At 51.6% G+C, this 20,410-nt stretch carries 18 protein-coding genes; 9 read left to right on the top strand and 9 right to left on the bottom strand.

Going from position 1 to position 20,410, the window contains the following annotated elements:
* Window positions 1-116 precede the first annotated feature (116 nt).
* A complete protein-coding gene (locus WFN75_RS00640) occupies window positions 117-1,763 on the bottom strand; it encodes a ShlB/FhaC/HecB family hemolysin secretion/activation protein (RefSeq protein WP_336995438.1) in 1,647 nt (548 codons plus the stop codon).
* Between the two features lie 56 nt (window positions 1,764-1,819).
* A complete protein-coding gene (locus WFN75_RS00635; RefSeq protein ID WP_336995437.1) occupies window positions 1,820-4,240 on the bottom strand; it encodes a two-partner secretion domain-containing protein in 2,421 nt (806 codons plus the stop codon).
* Window positions 4,241-5,674: 1,434 nt separating this feature from the next.
* Here WFN75_RS00635 and WFN75_RS00630 point away from each other — a divergent pair.
* Window positions 5,675-7,036, top strand: a complete 1,362-nt coding sequence (locus WFN75_RS00630) for an MFS transporter (protein WP_336995436.1) — start codon at window positions 5,675-5,677, stop codon at window positions 7,034-7,036.
* Window positions 7,037-7,066: 30 nt separating this feature from the next.
* Here the strand turns inward: WFN75_RS00630 and WFN75_RS00625 are convergent, their stop codons facing one another.
* The gene (locus WFN75_RS00625; protein ID WP_040076922.1) at window positions 7,067-7,558 is read right to left on the bottom strand and encodes a YajQ family cyclic di-GMP-binding protein; all 492 of its coding nucleotides are present in this window, start codon (window positions 7,556-7,558) and stop codon (window positions 7,067-7,069) included.
* A 128-nt stretch (window positions 7,559-7,686) separates the two neighbouring features.
* On the opposite strand from WFN75_RS00625, the gene panE reads away from it, so the two are divergent.
* Both panE and yajL read left to right on the top strand, forming a co-directional pair.
* A complete protein-coding gene (gene panE / locus WFN75_RS00620; RefSeq protein WP_212477033.1) occupies window positions 7,687-8,598 on the top strand; it encodes a 2-dehydropantoate 2-reductase in 912 nt (303 codons plus the stop codon).
* Entirely contained in the window at window positions 8,561-9,151 is a 591-nt protein-coding gene (gene yajL, locus WFN75_RS00615; RefSeq protein WP_207293100.1) for a protein deglycase YajL, read from the top strand. Before panE ends, yajL begins: the two co-directional genes overlap by 38 nt.
* 33 nt (window positions 9,152-9,184) lie before the next feature.
* Here the strand turns inward: yajL and thiI are convergent, their stop codons facing one another.
* The gene (gene thiI / locus WFN75_RS00610; RefSeq protein ID WP_040076926.1) at window positions 9,185-10,633 is read right to left on the bottom strand and encodes a tRNA uracil 4-sulfurtransferase ThiI; all 1,449 of its coding nucleotides are present in this window, start codon (window positions 10,631-10,633) and stop codon (window positions 9,185-9,187) included.
* A 190-nt stretch (window positions 10,634-10,823) separates the two neighbouring features.
* On the opposite strand from thiI, the gene xseB reads away from it, so the two are divergent.
* From xseB to WFN75_RS00590, 4 genes are all read left to right on the top strand, one after another.
* Window positions 10,824-11,066 carry an exodeoxyribonuclease VII small subunit gene (gene xseB, locus WFN75_RS00605; protein ID WP_212477035.1) on the top strand — a complete coding sequence of 81 codons (243 nt, stop codon included), beginning with the start codon at window positions 10,824-10,826 and terminating at the stop codon, window positions 11,064-11,066.
* A complete protein-coding gene (ispA, locus tag WFN75_RS00600; RefSeq protein ID WP_046884465.1) occupies window positions 11,067-11,966 on the top strand; it encodes a (2E,6E)-farnesyl diphosphate synthase in 900 nt (299 codons plus the stop codon). It begins immediately after the preceding gene.
* A 24-nt stretch (window positions 11,967-11,990) separates the two neighbouring features.
* On the top strand, window positions 11,991-13,853 hold the full coding sequence (gene dxs, locus WFN75_RS00595) for a 1-deoxy-D-xylulose-5-phosphate synthase (RefSeq protein ID WP_336995435.1): 1,863 nt from the start codon (window positions 11,991-11,993) through the stop codon (window positions 13,851-13,853).
* A gap of 67 nt (window positions 13,854-13,920) precedes the next feature.
* Complete coding sequence (locus WFN75_RS00590; RefSeq protein ID WP_336995434.1) at window positions 13,921-14,895, top strand: aldo/keto reductase; 975 nt, start codon at window positions 13,921-13,923, stop codon at window positions 14,893-14,895.
* A 40-nt stretch (window positions 14,896-14,935) separates the two neighbouring features.
* On the opposite strand, the gene thiL is transcribed toward WFN75_RS00590, so the two are convergent.
* The 5 genes from thiL to nrdR form a co-directional block, all read right to left on the bottom strand.
* Window positions 14,936-15,910 carry a thiamine-phosphate kinase gene (gene thiL / locus WFN75_RS00585; protein WP_336995433.1) on the bottom strand — a complete coding sequence of 325 codons (975 nt, stop codon included), beginning with the start codon at window positions 15,908-15,910 and terminating at the stop codon, window positions 14,936-14,938.
* Window positions 15,911-15,986: 76 nt separating this feature from the next.
* Window positions 15,987-16,406: a transcription antitermination factor NusB gene (gene nusB, locus WFN75_RS00580; protein ID WP_040076933.1), complete on the bottom strand. Its 420-nt coding sequence runs from the start codon at window positions 16,404-16,406 to the stop codon at window positions 15,987-15,989.
* 19 nt (window positions 16,407-16,425) lie between these two features.
* Complete coding sequence (gene ribH, locus WFN75_RS00575) at window positions 16,426-16,896, bottom strand: 6,7-dimethyl-8-ribityllumazine synthase (protein WP_040076935.1); 471 nt, start codon at window positions 16,894-16,896, stop codon at window positions 16,426-16,428.
* Between the two features lie 87 nt (window positions 16,897-16,983).
* Window positions 16,984-18,087, bottom strand: a complete 1,104-nt coding sequence (gene ribD, locus WFN75_RS00570; protein WP_336995432.1) for a bifunctional diaminohydroxyphosphoribosylaminopyrimidine deaminase/5-amino-6-(5-phosphoribosylamino)uracil reductase RibD — start codon at window positions 18,085-18,087, stop codon at window positions 16,984-16,986.
* 4 nt (window positions 18,088-18,091) lie between these two features.
* Window positions 18,092-18,541, bottom strand: coding sequence for a transcriptional regulator NrdR (gene nrdR / locus WFN75_RS00565; protein WP_040076938.1), 450 nt, complete (start codon window positions 18,539-18,541; stop codon window positions 18,092-18,094).
* A gap of 153 nt (window positions 18,542-18,694) precedes the next feature.
* Here nrdR and WFN75_RS00560 point away from each other — a divergent pair, with 153 nt between their 5' ends.
* Window positions 18,695-19,234, top strand: a complete 540-nt coding sequence (locus tag WFN75_RS00560) for a DUF3251 domain-containing protein (RefSeq protein ID WP_046884469.1) — start codon at window positions 18,695-18,697, stop codon at window positions 19,232-19,234.
* A gap of 263 nt (window positions 19,235-19,497) precedes the next feature.
* On the top strand, window positions 19,498-20,382 hold the full coding sequence (locus WFN75_RS00555; protein ID WP_336995431.1) for a nucleoside-specific channel-forming protein Tsx: 885 nt from the start codon (window positions 19,498-19,500) through the stop codon (window positions 20,380-20,382).
* The last annotated feature ends 28 nt before the right edge of the window (window positions 20,383-20,410 follow it).

Here is a 20,410-nt window from a genome sequence, read left to right as displayed (position 1 = left end):
GGGGAATGTAGCATACTGCCCCTCACCTGTTATAAGCAGCGTTTTATATCACTACATGATCGCCGTGGATAAGAGCGGACATGCAATAATGACGTTTTAATACTCAGGTACCGGGATTATAGCTGGTAACTTAAATTCATATTAACGGTATATTTATCCACATCCAGGTTCTTAGGATAAAGGAATGGGCTGGTCATTGAGAAATCATATTGAAGAGATTTGATATCCCCCTTGATACCGACAACGCCCCCCATCATTTTTTTACCTCCAGCGTCCTGCGTTGAGTCGCTACTGACGATCTGTCCATAATCCGTGCCTATGTACGCAACGCTATCTTTAAAGCCCGTAAACACATTCAGCGTGTTCTGTAACCAGAAGCCTCTGTTACCATCAATTCCGCCACTGTTCTCAAAACCGCGAACGCTCCAGCGATCGCCGATAGTAAGTCTATCCTGCAAGGTCAGGTTATCAGGTGAGTACTGTCCGCCCACATTGAGCTCGTAGTACGCGGCCACAGGTAAGAAAGTCATTGATTTAACGTAGCTGGCGTTGAAATTCACTATCTGACTACGGGAACTGACGTCACCATAGCGCATATCGGGGGTTTTCTCTCCTCCCAACCAGGGGACGAATCGCTGCCATGTTAATGTGGTATCCAGGGTTGCACCGGTGAAGTTTTGCTTATAGTTCACCCCTAAACGCAAGTTCGTCATGTTGCGCTTTTGCAGCTCAAGCTCCGTATCTGCCAGCGTATAGTTGTATTTACGCCGTATGATTTCAGCCGTTGCAGCCAGTTTAGAATCTGCATCACGACGTAACATCCGATACCCTTTAAGGTTGAGATATTCAGTCTTGCCTATATAGTCGAAAACGTAGCCTGCCAAACCAATGCCTTGACGAGATTTACTGGTACTATAATAGGCGCTAAGCTCGGTGTAACCCACAGGGAAGCTATAGTAAGTACTGAGGTTTTTATATCCCCCAGTCTGGCTACTTGTCCCAGCCAAATAAAAGAGATCACTTATTTTGGCTATATTATACAAATAGCCCGTCATCCCCAAAAGCTGTCGACCTGTGCTTTCATCGCCAAAATTGCTATAAGACGTTCGAATATTCCAGCGTGAACTCCGCTGGGGATCGATAAGAACTTTGCTCATCCCATTTTGGTCACCTGGTAGAATTTGTATTTTAACATCGACGCCAGGTGTGCGTTGTATATTCTCTAAACCTTGCTCAATATCGCGTAGATTGAGCACGTCGCCTTTACCGAAAGGAAGAAGTGACTTAATGACATCATCATTGATAACAATGATCTCTTCAATCAAGCCAGGAGTAATTTTTAAAATAAGTTTTTTAGTGGCAAGATCTTGTGAAGGTGTCTCAACGCGCGTTGTAACAAAACCTGCATTGATATAATAATCTTGAACAAGGATAGCCGCTTTCTCGATACCTTTTATACCTAAGCATTTCCCTGCTATTTTTTCTTTAATTTGGTTTAAACCACGCTTCTTAAGAAAATCATTTTCCAGTATCAGCTCATCAATCTGAAAACATTGAGCTTCATACGGAAAATCACTCACTTCGAAAGATTGTTGTGGCGCTTTGGCAAAGACGTCTTTCTTTTCAACCTTATTTTCTTGTTGAACCGCGTTATCCTGACTTTGCTGTTCTTTGACAAGCCGCCCCAACTGCACTTCAGCTACGGATTCAACACTAACCAGAAAAAAAACTACGGCAAGACCAATAAACGAGCGAGTATCCATTCTCATCCTTAAGAGGATGGAAGCAGAAAAGAACTCTGCTTCCATCTATTAATTAACTACAGACCAACTACCCTACCGCCTTCGCCACCGATTGTAGCAGGGGTAACGTCCAGACCACGGGTCCCCCCCATGACAGCCGATGAACCAGAGTTAAAGATAGATTGAGCATGAATAACCGCATTCCCTGCAGTAAACATACTGTCGTAGTTATACACATTTTTATTAGCTGTAACATTCAGGCGCGAACCCGCTTCTAACTTACCCCGATTAGAAACATTTTCAGCGTTAACCCGTGTGGTCAAACCCGAAATTCTACTATTGGCATTGTTCGTCACATCATAAGTAGCATTGATATTAAGAGTTCTTCCCGCCGTAATATCTTTGTTATTAGTTAATGACTTAGCCGTAATAGCAATATCCTTTTCGGAGTTAATAGTGCCATGGTTGGTCATATAACCTGTACTTGTTAAAGTAACGCCCTCTTTACCGCTTATCCATCCGGAATTACTGAAATTACCATTAACGCTCAATAAAACATTGCGATCAGAATTTATCACGCCTGTTCTATTATTACTCTCAACGCTACCTGCCCCATTTAAAGACAGACCCGTCGTATTGATGCGCAGGTCGCCTGAACTATAGAGCGTTGAATAATCGGCATATACACGTTCTGAATTAATCAGCATGCTGCCAGCATTTGCGGCAATCTGTGCACGACTGCTCAGCAGCGCATTGCTGGTCGTAATATTTACATTCCCTCTCTGGGCAAGGATACGGCTGTCATCAACATTCAATTTACGAGAAGTGATTGTGACGCCCTGGCCGCCTACTAAACCGCCTTTTTGTTTTTCGAGGTTAAATTGCTTTCCAGCATTATCATTAAATTTGTCTGCAGAACTTGAATCGATAGTTCCACCCGCTTTCAGATTCAGCCTTTCGGTAGCCGCGATCAGAGAATACTTACTGCTTATGTCTACAGCGGACTCAATGGTGACATTTTTACCCGCGATGTATGACCCTACGCTGTTCATGTTGGTTGCTTTCATAACCACATTGCCTGCGGTGGAACGAATCATACCACGCTGGTTATCAAGAACATTTTTGCTTTCCAGCGTAATATCATTAGTTGACGATATCGTCCCTGTATAGTTGTTAACGGAGGAGTTTTTTGCCCTCACCGTGCCGCCGCTAATTTGACCATTGATATTGCTCATGTAGCCTGTCTCAAGCGCAACAACTGCACCCTCAATACCTGCAGTAGGGCCTTTGCCGGTGTTAGTCAGGTTCTTATCATTGGTATTGACAGCTAAGGTCGCGCCCGAAGCTAACTTACCGTTGGAGTTATCGAGTGCACCGCTGCTGATATTGACATTTGAGACGCCATAAACGCGTCCACCGCGAATGTTTGTGAAGGCTTGTCCATGGGAGTCGATCGAAATCATTCTGTCACCCAGGATACTGCCAGCGGTGTTATCAATTTTACCGTTATTCGCTATTTCGATATTTCCGTTGGACGTGAGTGTTCCGCGGCTATTAACCAGCTTGCCGGTATTTGTAATCTTGACGCCACCCGCGCCGCCGCCAATGGTGCCTTCGTTACGCACACCGGTACCCTTTTCTGTGCTTATCAGGCTGATTTTGTTTGCATACATGCCCCCTAAACGGGAAACATCCACACTAAAGCCCGATATTTTTGTGAGCGGCACTGACGTCGCCGTCACGACACCTTGCGTGTTAATTTTGTTGGTGCCTGCAATAACCTTCAGTTCACCCGTCTGGATAGTGCCTGTTATTTTGGCGTGACGCGCCAGGATTTCCGTAGGAGATGTGCTCTGCAAACCTCCAACCGTGATAAGACCGTCGCTCACGATGTAGCCTTTCAGCTCGCCATCTTTAATCTCTGGCGTCCCGGTGGTCAGGGTTGCTTTTGAGGCGTTGATGAAACCGCTATCCTTGGTCGTAATACCGTTAGGGTTAGCGATAATTACATGAGCAGCATCGCCTGCGACCTCTATCATGCCATTCAGTGCACTCGGTTTACGTGAGGTCACTTCGTTCAATATTACGCGTGCAGTACTCCCTCCCGCCAGGTTCGGGTTGCTGTCGATCTGGCCACCCAAAGTCGTCGTGACTTTTCCCGCTACCGTCGTTCCAGGATTACTGGTCGCCGGAGAAAGGCCCAACTTTTCAAAGATAGATATTGAGCCCGGAGAGGGTTGCGACGTTGTGGTGTTACCGGCGTTATTTAAGATCAGCCCCTCTTTATTGACATTCAGAGTCTGATAAATGTTATGAGAAATGCCTTTGCTGTTTGGCGCTTTGATATTGACAATAGTCGTACCGTTAGCTGCTCTGGTTACATTGCCATCAACCATTGTAATATCGGCCGCCTGCGCCATTACTGGCATCAGCATTAACAGTGAAGCAGCAATAGGATTTAATCTGATTGCCTTACATTTGTTTTCGCTATTTTTCATATAAACCTATCAAGTAAAGATTATGTTGTTAATACCCAGACCAAAGGAAACCCGAACACTGAACTTTAATTCAAAATCGTCTCCCTTTTGGCCATTTCATGCCGCAGGTACATTCAATTATATGTTAATAAACTATGCTACAAGGTCATGCTATGCCGACCTCATTAACTCAAAAAGATCAGGCAAAATAATGAATTTAAATCCGCCTTTAATGAAACTAATTTCATGGCGCAACAATTAACACCACCCAATAGCTTCACCACAAAGTAAATATGTCTGAGAACTCACGCCTCCCTGTTCAGGATTCGTGTAGTTACTGAGCAAAATTTCGATGCAGATCTTCTTTGTTAGATGTTCAAATCGAACATCTAAATAAAGTCACCCAACCTCTTTGACAGCAGAATTTTAATCGTAACGAGATTAATACAATAGTGAATAAGCCCTGAATTCTGTGACAAAAACGTGAATCAACACTTTTCTTAATGAATTATATAAAAAAATGAGAGTGAATTTATTCGCAACTTTTTAGCAATGGGTAAATGCAAAATAAATCTATACTTTTCAGTAATATACAAACACAATGAACCATTAATGAAGTAAATCATGTTTTATCTAAAACTTCCATCGCCGTATATTCACACCTATTTCACATACTGAAGAGACAAAAACAACATGGTTCATATTATGTTTATATTCGATTAGTCTGCTTTTCGCACCATCAATACATGTTGTTATTTTAAAAAGTTACTCATTAAAATCGTTGCTTTAGCGTCAAAACTGTTTCGGCGCCCCACTCTTTTAAACCCAAAATAAATATCCTTTTAACAGCCACCGATAAATACAATGCAAGATAACATTAAATACCTTCAATAGTTTTGTAGTTTAAATACCCTGCTTATATTAAACCCACTCTATTAAAACAGGCCAAAAGAATACATTCGAAATAAAAATGATAGCATCAGACTTATAAATTGGATAAATATATTGCATTCCAGTCAATGCGGATTGTCAGTGCGATCACCTGCATGGCAGCATCACTATGCTCATGACTTTGCGTTGGTAGCAGATAGCCGCCATAAACTTTTAAATAACTTATAACGGGTAAAGAAATCATTAAACCCCTTCATTTACGACGCAGGTAGCCAAACTTATTATTGTTATGAACTTTTGGGCGAACAAGATAATGCCTGAACAAAACCGCATTCGGTTGGAAGAGATTTGATTCAAACACATCAAGAGAGATAAAGGTTAACAAGACGGAAGCCTTTCTTGACTCTGCTAACGTTACAATTTTGCATTTCGTGCCTCAATGCCCACATTTATCTGGCTGAAAAACGCTAACATTAACGTTTACTTAATATATTTTAACAAACATCTATTTACCGCACTTATCACCCCACCTAAACTATGGCCTGCTTTTAGGTTGAGGTGGTAATGAACGATTATAAAATGACGCCGGGCGAGTTGCGCGCCACCTGGGGTTTAGGGACTGTTTTCTCACTGCGTATGCTCGGCATGTTTATGGTCCTGCCCGTTCTGACTACGTATGGTATGGCGCTGCAGGGTGCCAGCGAAGCATTGATTGGTCTGGCGATTGGCATCTATGGCCTGGCCCAGGCCATCTTCCAGATCCCCTTCGGTCTGCTCTCTGACCGCGTAGGTCGCAAGCCGTTAATTGTGGGCGGATTGCTGGTCTTCGTGCTGGGTAGCATTATCGCCGCCCTCTCCCACTCTATCTGGGGTATTATTCTTGGCCGCGCGCTGCAAGGTTCCGGGGCGATAGCCGCCGCCGTGATGGCGCTGTTGTCAGACTTAACGCGCGAACAAAACCGCACCAAAGCAATGGCCTTTATTGGCGTGAGTTTCGGGGTGACCTTTGCCATAGCGATGGTGCTCGGCCCGGTTATTACGCATAAGCTGGGTCTGCATGCCCTGTTCTGGATGATTGCCATACTGGCGACTATCGGTATTGCTTTAACGCTGTGGGTAGTGCCGGACAGTAAAAATCACGTCCTTAACCGTGAGTCGGGGATGGTGAAAGGCTGCTTCAGCAAAGTGCTCGTGGAGCCGCGCCTGCTCAAGCTTAACTTCGGCATTATGTGCCTGCATATTCTGCTGATGTCGACCTTTGTCGCCCTGCCAGGACAGCTTGCAGCGGCAGGTTTTCCGGCGGCAGAGCACTGGAAGATTTACCTCGTGACGATGCTGATTTCGTTCGTCTCGGTGGTGCCATTTATTATCTATGCCGAAGTGAAGCGTAAGATGAAGCGCGTCTTTATCGGTTGCGTGGCGATATTGCTCATTGCCGAGATCGTGCTTTGGGGCTCCGGCCCGCACTTTTGGGAGCTGGTAGCCGGCGTACAACTCTTTTTCCTCGCTTTTAACCTGATGGAAGCGCTGCTGCCGTCGCTGATCAGCAAAGAGTCTCCGGCCGGTTATAAAGGGACGGCGATGGGCATTTACTCCACCAGCCAGTTTCTTGGAGTGGCCATTGGCGGCTCGCTTGGGGGCTGGGTAGATGGTCTGTTTGACTCACAAACGGTCTTCCTCGCGGGCGCACTGCTGGCCATGGTCTGGCTGTTTGTTGCCACCACCATGAAAGAGCCCCGTTACGTAAGCAGCCTGCGGATCGAAATTCCTGATGGCGTTGAGATAAGTGAAGCGCTGAAACAGCGTCTTGAATCCACTGAAGGCGTAAGTGAAGTTCTTATTGCCGCGGAAGAGCGCAGTGCCTACGTCAAAATTGACAGCAAGGTGACTAACCGTTTCGAAGTGGAGCAGGCAGTGAAAGCCTAAAAAAAAGCCCGGTCCGACCGGGCTTATTTATTAATCACGGAAGTTTTTAAACTGGAACGGCTGCCCCAGATCGCCGCCTCGCACCAGAGCCATCACGGACTGCAGATCGTCACGGGATTTACCGGTTACGCGAATCTCTTCACCCTGGATTTGCGCCTGCACTTTCAGCTTGCTGTCTTTGATGAGCTTAACGATTTTCTTCTGCACCGCGCTCTCAATGCCCTGCTTCAGTTTGGCTTCAACAAACCAGGTTTTACCACTGTGGACGAACTCTTCCGGAACATCCAGTGAGGTACCTTCAATGCCGCGTTTCAGCAGCTTGGCACGCAAAATATCCAGCAACTGGTTTACCTGGAAATCGGACTCGCTGAGCACCTTAATGGTCTTATTTGCGTCATTCAGCTCGAAAGTGGCCTCAACGCCCCGAAAATCGAAACGTGACTCGACTTCACGGCTAGCGTTATCCACGCCGTTACGCACTTCCTGAATATCCACTTCAGAAACAATATCGAAAGATGGCATCTTTTCTTCTCCCTTCATATTTGTTGCGTTGCATAATACCCGCTACGAGGCATAACTCAACAGAAGCTTAGCTGACGGCGCTATACTTAGGCCGTAACACCTGGCGCAGTTGCAGGTGAGGAGGAACAATGAAAATTACTGTGCTTGGATGCGGAGCCCTGGGCCAGCTTTGGCTTACTGCGCTGCGTAAGCATGGTCACGATGTTCAGGGTTGGTTGCGCGTGCCCCAGCCTTATTGCAGTGTGAACCTGATTGAAGAGGACGGGACGATTTTTAATGAATCGCTTACCGCCAACGATCCCGATTTTCTCGCCCAGAGCGATATGCTGCTGGTGACCCTGAAGGCCTGGCAAGTTTCCGATGCCGTTAAAGCGCTGGCCGCCACGCTACCCGCCTCATCCCCTGTGTTGTTGCTACATAACGGTATGGGCACCATTGATGAGCTAAAAAGTATCCACCAGCCGCTTTTGATGGCCACCACCACGCACGCGGCGCGGCGCGATGGCAATATCATTGTTCACGTCGCTGGCGGCGTCACCCATATTGGCCCGGCCCGGGCGCAGGATGGGGATTACAGCTACCTGGCCGATACGCTGCAGGACGTTTTACCCGATGTGGCCTGGCATAATCATATTCGTCCACAGCTCTGGCGTAAGCTGGCGGTAAACTGCGTGATCAATCCCCTGACGGCGCTCTGGAATTGTCCAAACGGCGAATTAAAAAATCATCAGCAACTGGTGGCCACGCTCTGCGCGGAGGTCGCGTCGGTGGTGGAGCGGGAAGGCTTACACACCTCCGCTGACGATCTCCGTTATTACGTCGATCAGGTTATTGAAAGTACAGCAGAAAATATCTCTTCAATGCTGCAGGACGTGCGTGCCCAGCGTCACACTGAGATCGATTATATTACCGGGTATTTACTTAAACGGGCGCGAGCCCACGGCATTAGCGTGCCGGAAAACGCCCGTCTGTATGACATGGTTAAACGTAAGGAGAGTGAGTATGAGCGCGTCGGCACTGGTATGCCTCGCCCCTGGTAGCGAAGAGACCGAAGCAGTCACGACCATTGATTTACTGGTGCGCGGCGGCATTAACGTTACCACCGCCAGCGTAGCCAGCGATGGTAACCTGGCAATTGTCTGTTCACGCGGCGTGAAGCTCCTCGCCGATGCCCCGCTGGTAGAGGTGGCGGATGGTGATTACGACATCATCGTGTTACCGGGTGGTCTGAAAGGGGCAGAGTGTTTTCGGGACAGCCCCCTGCTGGTAGAGACTGTGCGTCAGTTCCATCTTTCTGGGCGTATCGTCGCGGCCATTTGCGCCGCAGCGGGCACGGTGCTTGTGCCTCATAACCTGTTTCCTGTCGGCAACATGACGGGTTTCCCGACGCTTAAAGATCGTATCCCCGAAGAGCAATGGGTGGATAAACGCGTGGTCTGGGATCCGCGCGTCAATCTGTTAACCAGCCAGGGGCCAGGTACATCGATTGATTTTGCGCTGAAGATTATTCAGCTACTGGCTGGACGCGAGAAAGCTCATGAAGTGGCATCTCAACTGGTTATGGCGGCGGGCATTTATAATTACTACGAATAAAAAAACGGCAACCCTGGGGTTGCCGTTATCGTATTACGGGCGATACACCTTCACGTTGGCAAAGCCCTGCTCGCGGAGATAGAGCGCCTGCAGGCGGCTCATCACCCCACGCTCACACCACAGCAAATACGTTTTGTTCTGGTCGAGGTCACCAAACTTCGTGCTCAGTTTGTAGAATGGCAGTGAAACTACCTCCACACCCTCAACCTGCAGTGGTTTGTCATCCTGTTCATCAATAGAGCGGATATCCAGAATCGCATCGTTAGCGCTGAAACCTTTCACGGTTTCCACTTCCACAACGTCCTGCTCGGTCTGCTGAGCAATCTCGCGAATATCGATATTGGACGCTTCGGCGACCACTTTATCCAGGATACTGAAGTCGAAGTTTTCTTCTTCCGCTTCGATTTTTCCCTTCACCGCTTTCACCGTTGGGCTTTTTGAAATCACGCCACAATATTCCGGCATGGTGCGGGCGAAGTCAGCGGTACCGATTTCACGCGCCAGGTCGATGATATGCTCTTTATCGTGAGAGATCAGCGGGCGGAGGATCAGAGTATCAGAGACGTTGTCGATCAGGCGCAGGTTGGTCAGCGTCTGGCTGGAAACCTGTCCCAGCGCTTCGCCGGTGACCAGCGCCTGCACGCCGTAGCGCTCAGCAACCTGGGAGGCCGCACGCACCATCATGCGCTTCAGTATCACCCCCATCTGGCCATCTTCCACTTTCTCGAGGATCTCGCCGACCACGGGTTCGAAGTTTATCGCCACAAAACGCACGCGGTGGGAGCTACCAAAGCGGTTCCATAGATAGTGTGCAACCTGACGAACGCCGATTTCATGCGCGGCGCCACCCAGATTAAAGAAACAGTAGTGCACACGACAGCCGCGACGCATAAGCATATAGCTGGATACGCCGGAGTCGAACCCACCGGAGATAAGCGACAGCACATCTTCCTGGGTACCGATGGGGAAACCGCCAATCCCTTCGTAGCGCCCTTTCACCAGTAACAGGCGATCATTTTCGATCTCAAGGTGAACGGTCACATCCGGGTCGGTCAGCTTCACGCGCGCCGATTCAACGTGCTGGTTCAGCCCGCCGCCCACATAGCGTTCAGCTTCAATTGAGCTAAATTCATGTTTACCGCGGCGCTTTACGCGAACGCAGAAGGTTTTGCCTTCGATCTGGTCGCGGTACTGCGCCAGCGCCTTCTCGAAGATGTCATGCAGAGACGTGAACGGCACGTCCTCGACTTCCAGAATATGGTGGATGCCCGGAATACGGGTGAGCGCATCGCGAATATCAATACGCTTATTTTCATCTTTGGCGCGCACTTCAACGTGGTCCCAGTGGCGAACCACAGCGAGGGTTTCGTCATAGTGCTTTAATACGTTACGAATGTTCCCGGTCAGAATTTTAATAAAGCGCAAACGCACAGATTGGCTTTTGATGGTGATTTCAGGGAACAATTTAATGATAAACTTCATGGCGGCAATGGTTCTTTGGCAAGCCCTGAGAGGCTTGTGATGGAAAAGTACAGCAGCCCCTATACCGAAGACTGCATCCAGGCGCGCAAGTATACCACCATCGCGCGGCTCCTGTGCATATTGCGCGTTATTTGCTTATCAGCCTGAGTCCGTTACCATGAACAGGCAAAAACAGTAGAGTCAATTCACTATGCCAAAGAAAAATGACGCACCCGCCAGTTTCGAAACTGCGCTGGGTGAACTAGAGCAAATCGTTACCCGTCTGGAAAGTGGCGATCTGCCGCTGGAAGAGGCGCTGAATGAGTTCGAGCGCGGCGTGCAGCTGGCGCGTCAGGGCCAAGTTAAGCTGCAGCAAGCTGAACAGCGCGTGCAGATCCTGCTTACTAATAGCGAAGATGCTGCCCCCACCCCTTTTACACCGGACGCTGAGTAAATGGATTTTGCGAATCAGCTTCAGACGTGCGTCGAGCGTGCTAACGACGCGCTTCGCCGTTTCATTGAGCCACAGCCTTTTCAGAACACTCCGCTGGTCGGCGCCATGCACTATGGCGCACTGTTGGGCGGCAAACGTCTGCGCCCGTTCCTGGTCTATGCCACCGGCAACATGTTTGGTATCAGCACCGGAACGCTGGACGCCCCCGCGGCCGCCGTTGAGTGTATTCATGCTTACTCATTAATGCACGACGATTTACCGGCGATGGATGATGACGATCTGCGCCGCGGCCAGCCAACCTGCCACATTAAGTTTGGCGAAGCGAATGCCATTCTGGCGGGCGATGCGCTACAAACCCTGGCGTTTGCTATTCTGAGTGATGCGCCGATGGCAGAGGTGGCCGATCGTGACCGCCTGGCCATGATCTCCGAACTGGCGCAGGCCAGCGGCGTGGCGGGTATGTGCGGCGGTCAGGCACTGGATCTGGAAGCCGAAGGGCGCCAGGTGACGCTGGAACAGCTGGAGCGCATTCATCGCCACAAGACCGGGGCACTGATTCGCGCCGCCGTTCGTCTGGGCGCATTGAGCGCGGGCGAACAAGGGCGTAACGCCCTGCCGATCCTGGATCGCTACGCAGAAAGTATCGGTCTGGCTTTCCAGGTTCAGGATGACATTCTGGATGTCGTGGGCGATACTGCAATATTGGGTAAACGTCAGGGTGCCGATCAGCAGCTTGGCAAAAGTACCTACCCCGCCCTGTTGGGTCTTGAGCAAGCCCAACGTAAAGCCCGGGATCTGATTGATGATGCCCGCCAGTCGCTAAATGAACTGGCCGCGCAGTCACTGGACACCTCGGCACTGGAAGCGCTAGCGGACTACATAATCCAGCGTGATAAATAAACTATATATCTCGATGAGCCTTTGATGAGTTTTGATATTGCCAAATACCCGACACTGGCGTTGGTTGACTCCACCCAGGAGTTGCGTCTGTTGCCGAAAGAGAGCCTGCCGAAGCTGTGCGATGAGTTACGTCGCTATCTGCTCGACAGCGTAAGTCGTTCCAGCGGCCACTTCGCCTCCGGGCTTGGCACGGTGGAGCTCACCGTAGCGCTGCACTACGTCTACAATACCCCCTTCGATCAGCTGATTTGGGATGTTGGCCATCAGGCTTATCCGCATAAAATTCTTACTGGCCGTCGCGATAAAATTGGCACCATTCGCCAGAAAGGGGGGCTGCATCCGTTCCCCTGGCGCGGTGAGAGCGAATACGACGTCTTAAGCGTCGGTCACTCCTCCACCTCGATTTCCGCCGGTATCGGCATTGCCGTCGCGGCAGAGAAAGAGAACAAGCAGCGCCGTACCGTCTGCGTAATTGGTGACGGGGCGATCACCGCGGGTATGGCCTTCGAGGCAATGAACCATGCGGGCGATATCAAACCGGATATGCTGGTGGTGCTGAACGACAACGAAATGTCGATCTCCGAGAATGTCGGCGCGCTCAATAATCATCTGGCGCAACTGCTCTCCGGTAAGCTCTATTCCACCCTGCGTGAAGGCGGTAAAAAAGTCTTCTCCGGTGTACCGCCGATCAAAGAGCTGCTCAAGCGTACGGAAGAACATATCAAAGGCATGGTCGTGCCAGGCACGCTGTTTGAAGAGCTGGGCTTTAACTATATCGGTCCGGTCGATGGCCACGATGTGCTGGGGCTGGTCACTACGCTCAAGAACATGCGAGACCTTAAAGGCCCGCAGTTCCTGCATATCATGACCAAAAAAGGTCGCGGATACGAACCGGCGGAAAAAGATCCGATCACTTTCCACGCGGTACCGAAGTTCGACCCTACCAGCGGCTGTCTGCCGAAAAGCAGCGGCGGCATGCCGAGCTACTCCAAAATCTTTGGTGACTGGCTGTGTGAAACCGCAGCGAAAGATAACAAGCTGATGGCCGTTACGCCCGCCATGCGCGAAGGCTCCGGCATGGTTGAGTTCTCTAAAAAATATCCGGATCAATATTTTGACGTGGCGATCGCCGAGCAACACGCGGTGACCTTCGCGGCTGGTCTGGCGATTGGCGGCTATAAGCCGATCGTGGCGATCTACTCCACCTTCCTGCAGCGCGCCTACGATCAGGTGATCCACGACGTGGCTATCCAGAAGCTGCCGGTGCTGTTTGCTATCGACCGCGCAGGCATTGTCGGTGCCGACGGCCAGACCCATCAGGGCGCATTCGATCTGTCGTTCCTGCGCTGTATTCCTGACATGGTGATCATGACCCCGTCTGATGAAAACGAATGTCGTCAGATGCTGTATACCGGCTATCACTATCAGGACGGTCCAAGTGCGGTTCGCTATCCACGCGGTAACGCCCTGGGCGTTGAGCTTGAACCTCTGCAAAAAATGGCGATTGGCAAAGGCGTCATCAGGCGTCGCGGTGAAAAGGTCGCGATCCTGAACTTCGGCACGCTGATGCCGGAAGCCGCTCAGGCCGCCGACGCGCTAAACGCGACTCTGGTTGATATGCGCTTTGTGAAGCCGCTCGACGAGGCGCTTATCCTTGAAATGGCCGCCAGTCACGAGATGCTGGTCACGCTGGAAGAGAACGCGATTATGGGCGGCGCGGGCAGCGGCGTGAACGAAGTGCTGATGGCGAACCGCAAGCCAGTACCGGTGTTGAACCTTGGTCTGCCGGATCACTTCATTGCCCAGGGCACCCAGGATGAAGCCCGCGCAGAAATTGGACTTGATGCCGCTGGTATCGAAGCCAGAATTCGCAGCTGGCTGGCCTGACCCCACCTCCCCCCTTTCCGCTCCTGCTATGCTTAAACCTCATGTTTAAAACAGCAGGAGTGGAACCATGCAATATACAACATTAGGAAAAACAGACCTTAAGGTTTCCCGTCTTTGTCTGGGCTGTATGACATTTGGCGAGCCGGATCGGGGTAAACACGCCTGGACGCTGCCGGAAGAGAGCAGTCGCCTGCTCATCAAGCACGCCCTTGATGGCGGCATTACCTTTTTTGATACCGCAAACAGCTATTCCGACGGCAGCAGCGAAGAGATTGTCGGTCGCGCCCTGCGCGACTTTGCACGTCGGGACGAGGTGGTCGTCGCCACTAAGGTTTACCATCAGGTAGGCGACCTGCCGGAAGGGCTCTCCCGCGCACAGATTCTGCGATCGATTGACGACAGCCTGCGTCGGCTGAATATGGATTATGTGGATCTGCTGCAAATCCATCGCTGGGATTACAACACCCCTATCGAAGAGACGCTCGAAGCGCTGAACGACGTGGTTAAAGCCGGGAAAGCACGTTTTATCGGCGCATCCTCCATGCACGCCTCGCAGTTTGCCCAGGCGCTGGATTTACAGGCACAACATGGCTGGGCGCGCTTCGTGACAATGCAGAATCACTATAACCTCATCTATCGGGAAGAGGAGCGCGAGATGCTGCCGCTCTGCTATCAGGAAGGCGTTGCGGTGATCCCCTGGAGCCCGCTGGCGCGCGGCAGGTTAACCCGTCCCTGGGGCGAGACCACGGCCCGCTCGGTTTCGGATGAGTTTGGCAAAACCCTCTATTCAGAAAGTGACGCCAACGATGCGCAGATCGCCGAACGTCTGGCCGCCATTGCAGAAGAGACCCATGCAACCCGCGCGCAGGTGGCGCTGACATGGTTGCTGAGTAAACGTGGGGTAGCGGCACCGATTATTGGTGCTTCACGCGAGGATCAGCTGGATGAGTTGCTGCGTGCGGTTGAGCTAACACTTACGCCGGAGCAGATCGCCGAACTCGAGACGCCCTATCAGCAGCATCCGGTCGTGGGGTTTAAATAACCCCGAATCCCCTCTCCCGCAAGGAGAGGGGACGCACTATTTACTGCGCGAAGTGATCGTAGCCTTTCCAGTCCAGCGTGACAGGTTCTCCGTCACGCAAAAACTGCATCCCTTCGCTTTCCGGCAGGATCTGGCCGATACAGGTAAAGGGAACGCCCAGATGGCCAAGCGCTACGTCCAGCGTACCGCGATTCAGTTCAGGCACGGTGAAACACAGCTCGTAGTCTTCACCCCCCGAGAGCGCCCAGCGTAGAGCCTGTTCAGGCTCAGCATGGCGGCGCAGCGGCGCCGAAAGCGGGAAGGTATCGAGATCGACACGCGCTCCTACGCCGCTGGCCTTAAGTATGTGGCCAAGATCGGAAATCAAGCCATCAGAGAGATCGATTGCCGCACTGGCACGATCCCGTAGCGCCTGCCCATGAAGAATGCGTGGCGTCGGACGCAGATGACGCTTTATCAGGTAGTCGGCATCAGCAGCCTCTTTAACCACCAGACGGTCTTGTAAAATCGCCAGCCCGGCCGCACTGTCGCCAGGGGTTCCGGTCACATAGATCCCGTCTCCTGGCTTCGCGCCTGAGCGCTTCAGAGCCCGTCCAGCCGGGACATAGCCGTGGATCGCCAGGGTCATCGACAGCGGGCCCGCTGTGGTATCGCCGCCAATCAGCTGCATATCGTAGTAGTTAAGCTGCTCGAAAAGGGCATCGCTGAACGTTTCCAGCCACGCTTCATCTACCTTCGGCAGGGTGAGCGCCAGCGTTAACCACGCCGGGTCGGCCCCCATCGCCGCCAGATCGCTGACGTTCACCGCCAGCGCTTTGTACGCCAGATCGGCAGGATCGATGTCCGCCAGAAAATGGTTGCCACACACCAGCGTATCGGTGCTGATGGCCAGCGTCTGTTTTTCCGGAATATTGAGCAGTGCGCAGTCGTCACCGATGCCGGTTTCAACATCACGACGAGAAGATCTGACGCGGTCAAAATAACGGGCAATCAGGGAGAATTCGCCGCATGCCATACGTTATGCCTCGCTAAGAAAAGAAAAAACCGGAGACTACACCGCACGAAGGCAGCACAGTACTCCGGTTTGCGGATCACTTTTTGTGGGGACGGATCGCAGGAGCGGCTTTATCCAGCACGCCATTGACGAATTTATGGCTGTCTTCAGCACCGAAGGTTTTCGCCAGTTCGATCGCTTCGTTGATGGCCACTTTGTACGGCACATCGTCACGTTTGGACAGTTCGAACAGGGCGATACGCAGTACGGCTTTTTCAACCTGGCCCAGCTCTTCGAGCAGACGGGACAGGTATGGCTTCATCAGTCCGTCGAGATACGCGCTATTAGTCGCCACTCCCGACAGCAGTTCACGGAAGTACAGGACATCAACGCCTTTGACGTCTTGTTCCGCCAGGAACTGGTATTCAACATCAGCGATGTCGTTCTGGGACAACTGCCAGGAGTAAAGTGCCTGGACGGCACATTCACGGGCGCGGCGACGAGCAGCAGGTTTCACGGAATTCCCCTTACAAAAATCAGGCCTTGATGGCTTTCAATACATTAATCATTTCAAGCGCGGTCAGTGCAGCTTCTGCACCTTTGTTACCGGCTTTGGTGCCAGCGCGTTCGATAGCTTGTTCAATACTTTCAGTGGTGAGCACGCCAAACGCGACAGGAATTTCAGCATCCTGCGCAACGTGCAGCAGACCATTGCTGGCACCGCCTGCTACATATTCAAAGTGCGCGGTACCGCCACGAATAACCGTACCCAGCGCAATTACCGCATCATACTTGCCGGTTTTCGCCAGCGCGCCTGCTGCCAGCGGCAGTTCATAAGCGCCTGGAACCCAGACAACGGTAATATTTTCGTCTTTCACCTGACCGATACGTTTCAGGGCGTCTACCGCACCTTCCAGCAGGCTGTCGTTGATGAAGTTGTTAAAACGCGCAATGGTGATGGCGACGCGAGCGTCCGGGGTAGCAACAGCGGCTTCAATAATGTTCATACTCTTCCTTAACGGGTTCATTTGGCCCCGCAGGGGGGCGGATTTTATCATAATAATTTGCGTACTGCTTCCCTATTTCAGTAAGCCTTACGCGGGAATTAAATGCAGGCAAATATCGGGTCCAATCGGGCGTATCTCGCTGAACTTAAGCTGCGGTGCATCGGCCAGTTTTTCAAGGCCCGGCAGGACAAACAGACCACGCGCGTCGTTGCCTAACAGTTTAGGGGCAACGTAAACAATGAGTTCATCCACCAGCCCCGCCTGCAGTAGCGCCCCGGCAAGGGTCGGCCCTGCTTCAACCCAGATGCTGTTCACCTGCTGTCTGCCGAGCTGCATCATAAGTACCACCAGATCGAGGTGGCCATTATGTTCGGGTACAATCAGCGTTCGAACGCCCTCCGGCCATGCGCGGCTATCTTCCCCGGTGCGGACAAAAAGCGTTTCACCTGGTTGCTGAACAATACGATGCTCTGGCGTGACGCGGTTTTGGCGGTCCAGCACGATGCGAAGCGGCTGACGCAGGTCATCCTGGGAATAGCAGGACTGCGTATCGGCAGAAAGATCGTCCCAGCGCACGGTCATTGACGGGTTATCCGCCAGCACGGTGTCACTGGTGGTGAGAATAGCATGGCTTTGCGCGCGCAGACGTTGCACATCGCGCCTTGATTGCGCAGAAGTGATCCACTGGCTCTCGCCGTTGGCCATCGCCGTACGGCCATCAAGGGAGGCGCCGAGCTTTAACTGAATAAAGGGAAAGCCCGTCCGCATGCGCTTCAGGAAACCTTTATTAATGGCTTCGGCGTCCTGCATCATCAGGCCATGACTCACCTCAATCCCTTCCTGCTGCAGGCGGAACAATCCACGGCCGGCTACCTGCGGATTAGGATCCTGCATCGCTGCCACCACGCGCGTCACCCCTGCGTTAATCAGCGCTTCACAGCAGGGTGGCGTGCGCCCATGATGGCTGCAAGGCTCAAGCGTCACGTAAGCCGTCGCCCCACGCGCCTTCTCGCCGGCCATCCGCAGGGCGTGTACTTCGGCATGCGGCTCGCCGGCGCGAAAGTGAAAACCTTCTCCGACGATTTCGCCCTCTTTCACAATTACACAGCCAACGTTGGGATTGGGATGGGTAGTAAAACGTCCGCGCTGCGCCAGCTTTAAGGCTCGCGCCATGTACATTTCATCCTGCATGGGCTTAATCCTGTAGGCGGGCGATCTCTTCGCCAAATTCTTTAATATCTTCGAAGCTGCGGTAGACAGAAGCGAAGCGGATATAGGCCACTTTATCGAGCTTTTTCAGCTGCTCCATCACCAGGTTGCCGATCATCTTGCTCGGCACTTCGCGCTCGCCGGTACCGCGCAGATGGGATTTGATGTGGTTAAGTGCCGTTTCGACGTCATCTGCGCTGACGGGGCGTTTTTCCAGCGCTTTCAGCATTCCACTTCGCAGCTTCTCTTCATTGAAGGGTTCGCGAATATCGTTGCTTTTCACTACCCGCGGCATAACCAGCTCTGCCACTTCAAAGGTAGTAAAACGTTCGTTGCATACCAGGCATTGCCGGCGGCGGCGTACGGAGGAGCCTTCCCCCACCAGACGGGAGTCGATTACTTTGGTATCCACGGCGAGACAGAATGGGCAATGCATACGGTGTCCTGACTTTCGGGTTAACTGAGTTCCATTTTACCCTGAACTGGGCTGACAACAAAGGAAGAGCGTTTTTGAGATAATGGATCTATACCCTGCCTTGCTTCGTTGGCTACGCTTATCACCATCCGTTATTTCAAGGAATTAAACGCAATGACAAGACGTTACCTGAAAATTCTCCTGGTGGGGAGCCTCTTTAGCCTTAGCGCCTGTGCACAGCAAAGCGAAGTTCGCCAGATGAACCAGAGCGTGAGCGCGCTAAACCAAACCATGAGCGAGCTCAACCAGGAAACCGTAAAGATCACCCAGCAGAACGCGCTGAATGTGAAATCGACCAGCGGTGTTTATCTGCTACCGGGCGCTAACACTCCGGCGCGGCTGAAAAGCCAGATCGGCACGCTGCGAATGTCGTTGGTAGACGTGGCGCCCAATGCTGACGGTACCCGTGCGACACTGCGCATTCAGGGCGAGTCTAACGATCCCTTACCCGCTTTTAGCGGCACCGTGGAGTGGGGCCAGATCCAGGGCACCACAGATAATTTCCAGGAGGTGAATGTGCAAAGCCAGCTGATTAATGCGCCGGCCAGCGTACTCGCCCCGAGCGATGTGGATATCCCACTGCAGTTGAATGGCGTTACCCCAGAACAGCTCGGTTTTGTCCGCATCCACGATATCCAGCCCGTCGCGCAGTAATCTCTTCAGCGGAACGTAACCACGTTCCGCTTTCATTTAAATTCCGCAAAGATTGGCAACATAAATGTTTGCCAGTACAATCCGCTCCGTTTAAAGTACGCAAACGTGAACGCAATCGATTACGTATGTGAGAGATATGTGAAACAACACATATTTTTGTGAGCACGGATTCCTATAATAGGCTCGCAGAAACACGAAATATTTAGAAACGCTATTCGCGCATTTTTCACTCCCGTAAGGGATTTCAAATCAGTGGCATCATTATGAAAAAAACATTACTGGCAGCTGGCGCAGTTCTGGCGCTCTCAACCACTTTCTCTGTTAACGCAGCGGAAAACGATAAACCTGAATATGTCTCCGACTGGTGGCACCAGAGCGTGAACGTGGTTGGTAGCTACCACACCCGCTTCGGACCTCAGATCCGTAACGATACCTACCTTGAATACGAAGCGTTTGCCAAGAAAGACTGGTTTGATTTCTATGGTTACCTGGATGCGCCGGTATTCTTCGGTGGTAACACTGATGCGAAAGGTATCTGGAACCACGGCTCTCCGCTGTTCATGGAGATCGAGCCGCGTTTCTCTATCGATAAGCTGACCGGCACCGATCTGAGCTTTGGTCCATTCAAAGAGTGGTACATCGCGAACAACTACATCTACGACATGGGTCGCAATAAAGATGGCCGCCAGAGCACCTGGTATATGGGTCTGGGTACCGACATCGATACCGGTCTGCCGATGAGCCTCTCCCTGAACGTGTACGCGAAATACCAGTGGCAGAACTACGGTGCAGCGAACGAAAACGAGTGGGATGGCTACCGTTTCAAAGTGAAATACTTCGTGCCGATTACCCAGCTGTGGGGCGGTAACCTGAGCTACATCGGCTTCACCAACTTTGACTGGGGTTCCGATTTAGGCGATGACAGCGCCAACGATCTGAACGGCAATAAATCCCGTACCAACGACTCTATCGCCTCCAGCCACATTCTGGCGCTGAACTACGATCACTGGCATTACTCTGTTGTTGCGCGTTACTGGCACAACGGTGGTCAGTGGAACGACGATGCTGAGCTAAACTTTGGCAATGGCAACTTCAACACACGTACTACCGGCTGGGGTGGTTATCTGGTTGTCGGTTACAACTTCTAAGCATCGCTTCAATGTATGAAAGCCAGCC

The organism is Leclercia sp. UBA7405 (genome assembly GCF_037152215.1).
GTDB classification, from domain to species: domain Bacteria; phylum Pseudomonadota; class Gammaproteobacteria; order Enterobacterales; family Enterobacteriaceae; genus Enterobacter; species Enterobacter pneumoniae.
The sequence above is the reverse complement of the archived record's forward strand: the minus strand, read 5'-3'. Positions and strand labels throughout refer to the sequence as shown.

What these genes read in the sequence shown, in the direction of transcription:
- WFN75_RS00630 (WP_336995436.1), top strand. Translation starts at nt 5,675, where the DNA reads ATGAACGATTATAAAATGACGCCGGGCGAGTTGCGCGCCACCTGGGGT.
- WFN75_RS00635 (WP_336995437.1), bottom strand. Translation starts at nt 4,240, where the DNA reads ATGAAAAATAGCGAAAACAAATGTAAGGCAATCAGATTAAATCCTATT.
- thiL (WP_336995433.1), bottom strand. Translation starts at nt 15,910, where the DNA reads ATGGCATGCGGCGAATTCTCCCTGATTGCCCGTTATTTTGACCGCGTC.
- WFN75_RS00555 (WP_336995431.1), top strand. Translation starts at nt 19,498, where the DNA reads ATGAAAAAAACATTACTGGCAGCTGGCGCAGTTCTGGCGCTCTCAACC.
- nrdR (WP_040076938.1), bottom strand. Translation starts at nt 18,541, where the DNA reads ATGCATTGCCCATTCTGTCTCGCCGTGGATACCAAAGTAATCGACTCC.
- thiI (WP_040076926.1), bottom strand. Translation starts at nt 10,633, where the DNA reads ATGAAGTTTATCATTAAATTGTTCCCTGAAATCACCATCAAAAGCCAA.
- ribD (WP_336995432.1), bottom strand. Translation starts at nt 18,087, where the DNA reads ATGCAGGATGAAATGTACATGGCGCGAGCCTTAAAGCTGGCGCAGCGC.
- WFN75_RS00625 (WP_040076922.1), bottom strand. Translation starts at nt 7,558, where the DNA reads ATGCCATCTTTCGATATTGTTTCTGAAGTGGATATTCAGGAAGTGCGT.
- yajL (WP_207293100.1), top strand. Translation starts at nt 8,561, where the DNA reads ATGAGCGCGTCGGCACTGGTATGCCTCGCCCCTGGTAGCGAAGAGACC.
- WFN75_RS00560 (WP_046884469.1), top strand. Translation starts at nt 18,695, where the DNA reads ATGACAAGACGTTACCTGAAAATTCTCCTGGTGGGGAGCCTCTTTAGC.
- WFN75_RS00590 (WP_336995434.1), top strand. Translation starts at nt 13,921, where the DNA reads ATGCAATATACAACATTAGGAAAAACAGACCTTAAGGTTTCCCGTCTT.
- xseB (WP_212477035.1), top strand. Translation starts at nt 10,824, where the DNA reads ATGCCAAAGAAAAATGACGCACCCGCCAGTTTCGAAACTGCGCTGGGT.
- ribH (WP_040076935.1), bottom strand. Translation starts at nt 16,896, where the DNA reads ATGAACATTATTGAAGCCGCTGTTGCTACCCCGGACGCTCGCGTCGCC.
- panE (WP_212477033.1), top strand. Translation starts at nt 7,687, where the DNA reads ATGAAAATTACTGTGCTTGGATGCGGAGCCCTGGGCCAGCTTTGGCTT.
- WFN75_RS00640 (WP_336995438.1), bottom strand. Translation starts at nt 1,763, where the DNA reads ATGGATACTCGCTCGTTTATTGGTCTTGCCGTAGTTTTTTTTCTGGTT.
- dxs (WP_336995435.1), top strand. Translation starts at nt 11,991, where the DNA reads ATGAGTTTTGATATTGCCAAATACCCGACACTGGCGTTGGTTGACTCC.
- ispA (WP_046884465.1), top strand. Translation starts at nt 11,067, where the DNA reads ATGGATTTTGCGAATCAGCTTCAGACGTGCGTCGAGCGTGCTAACGAC.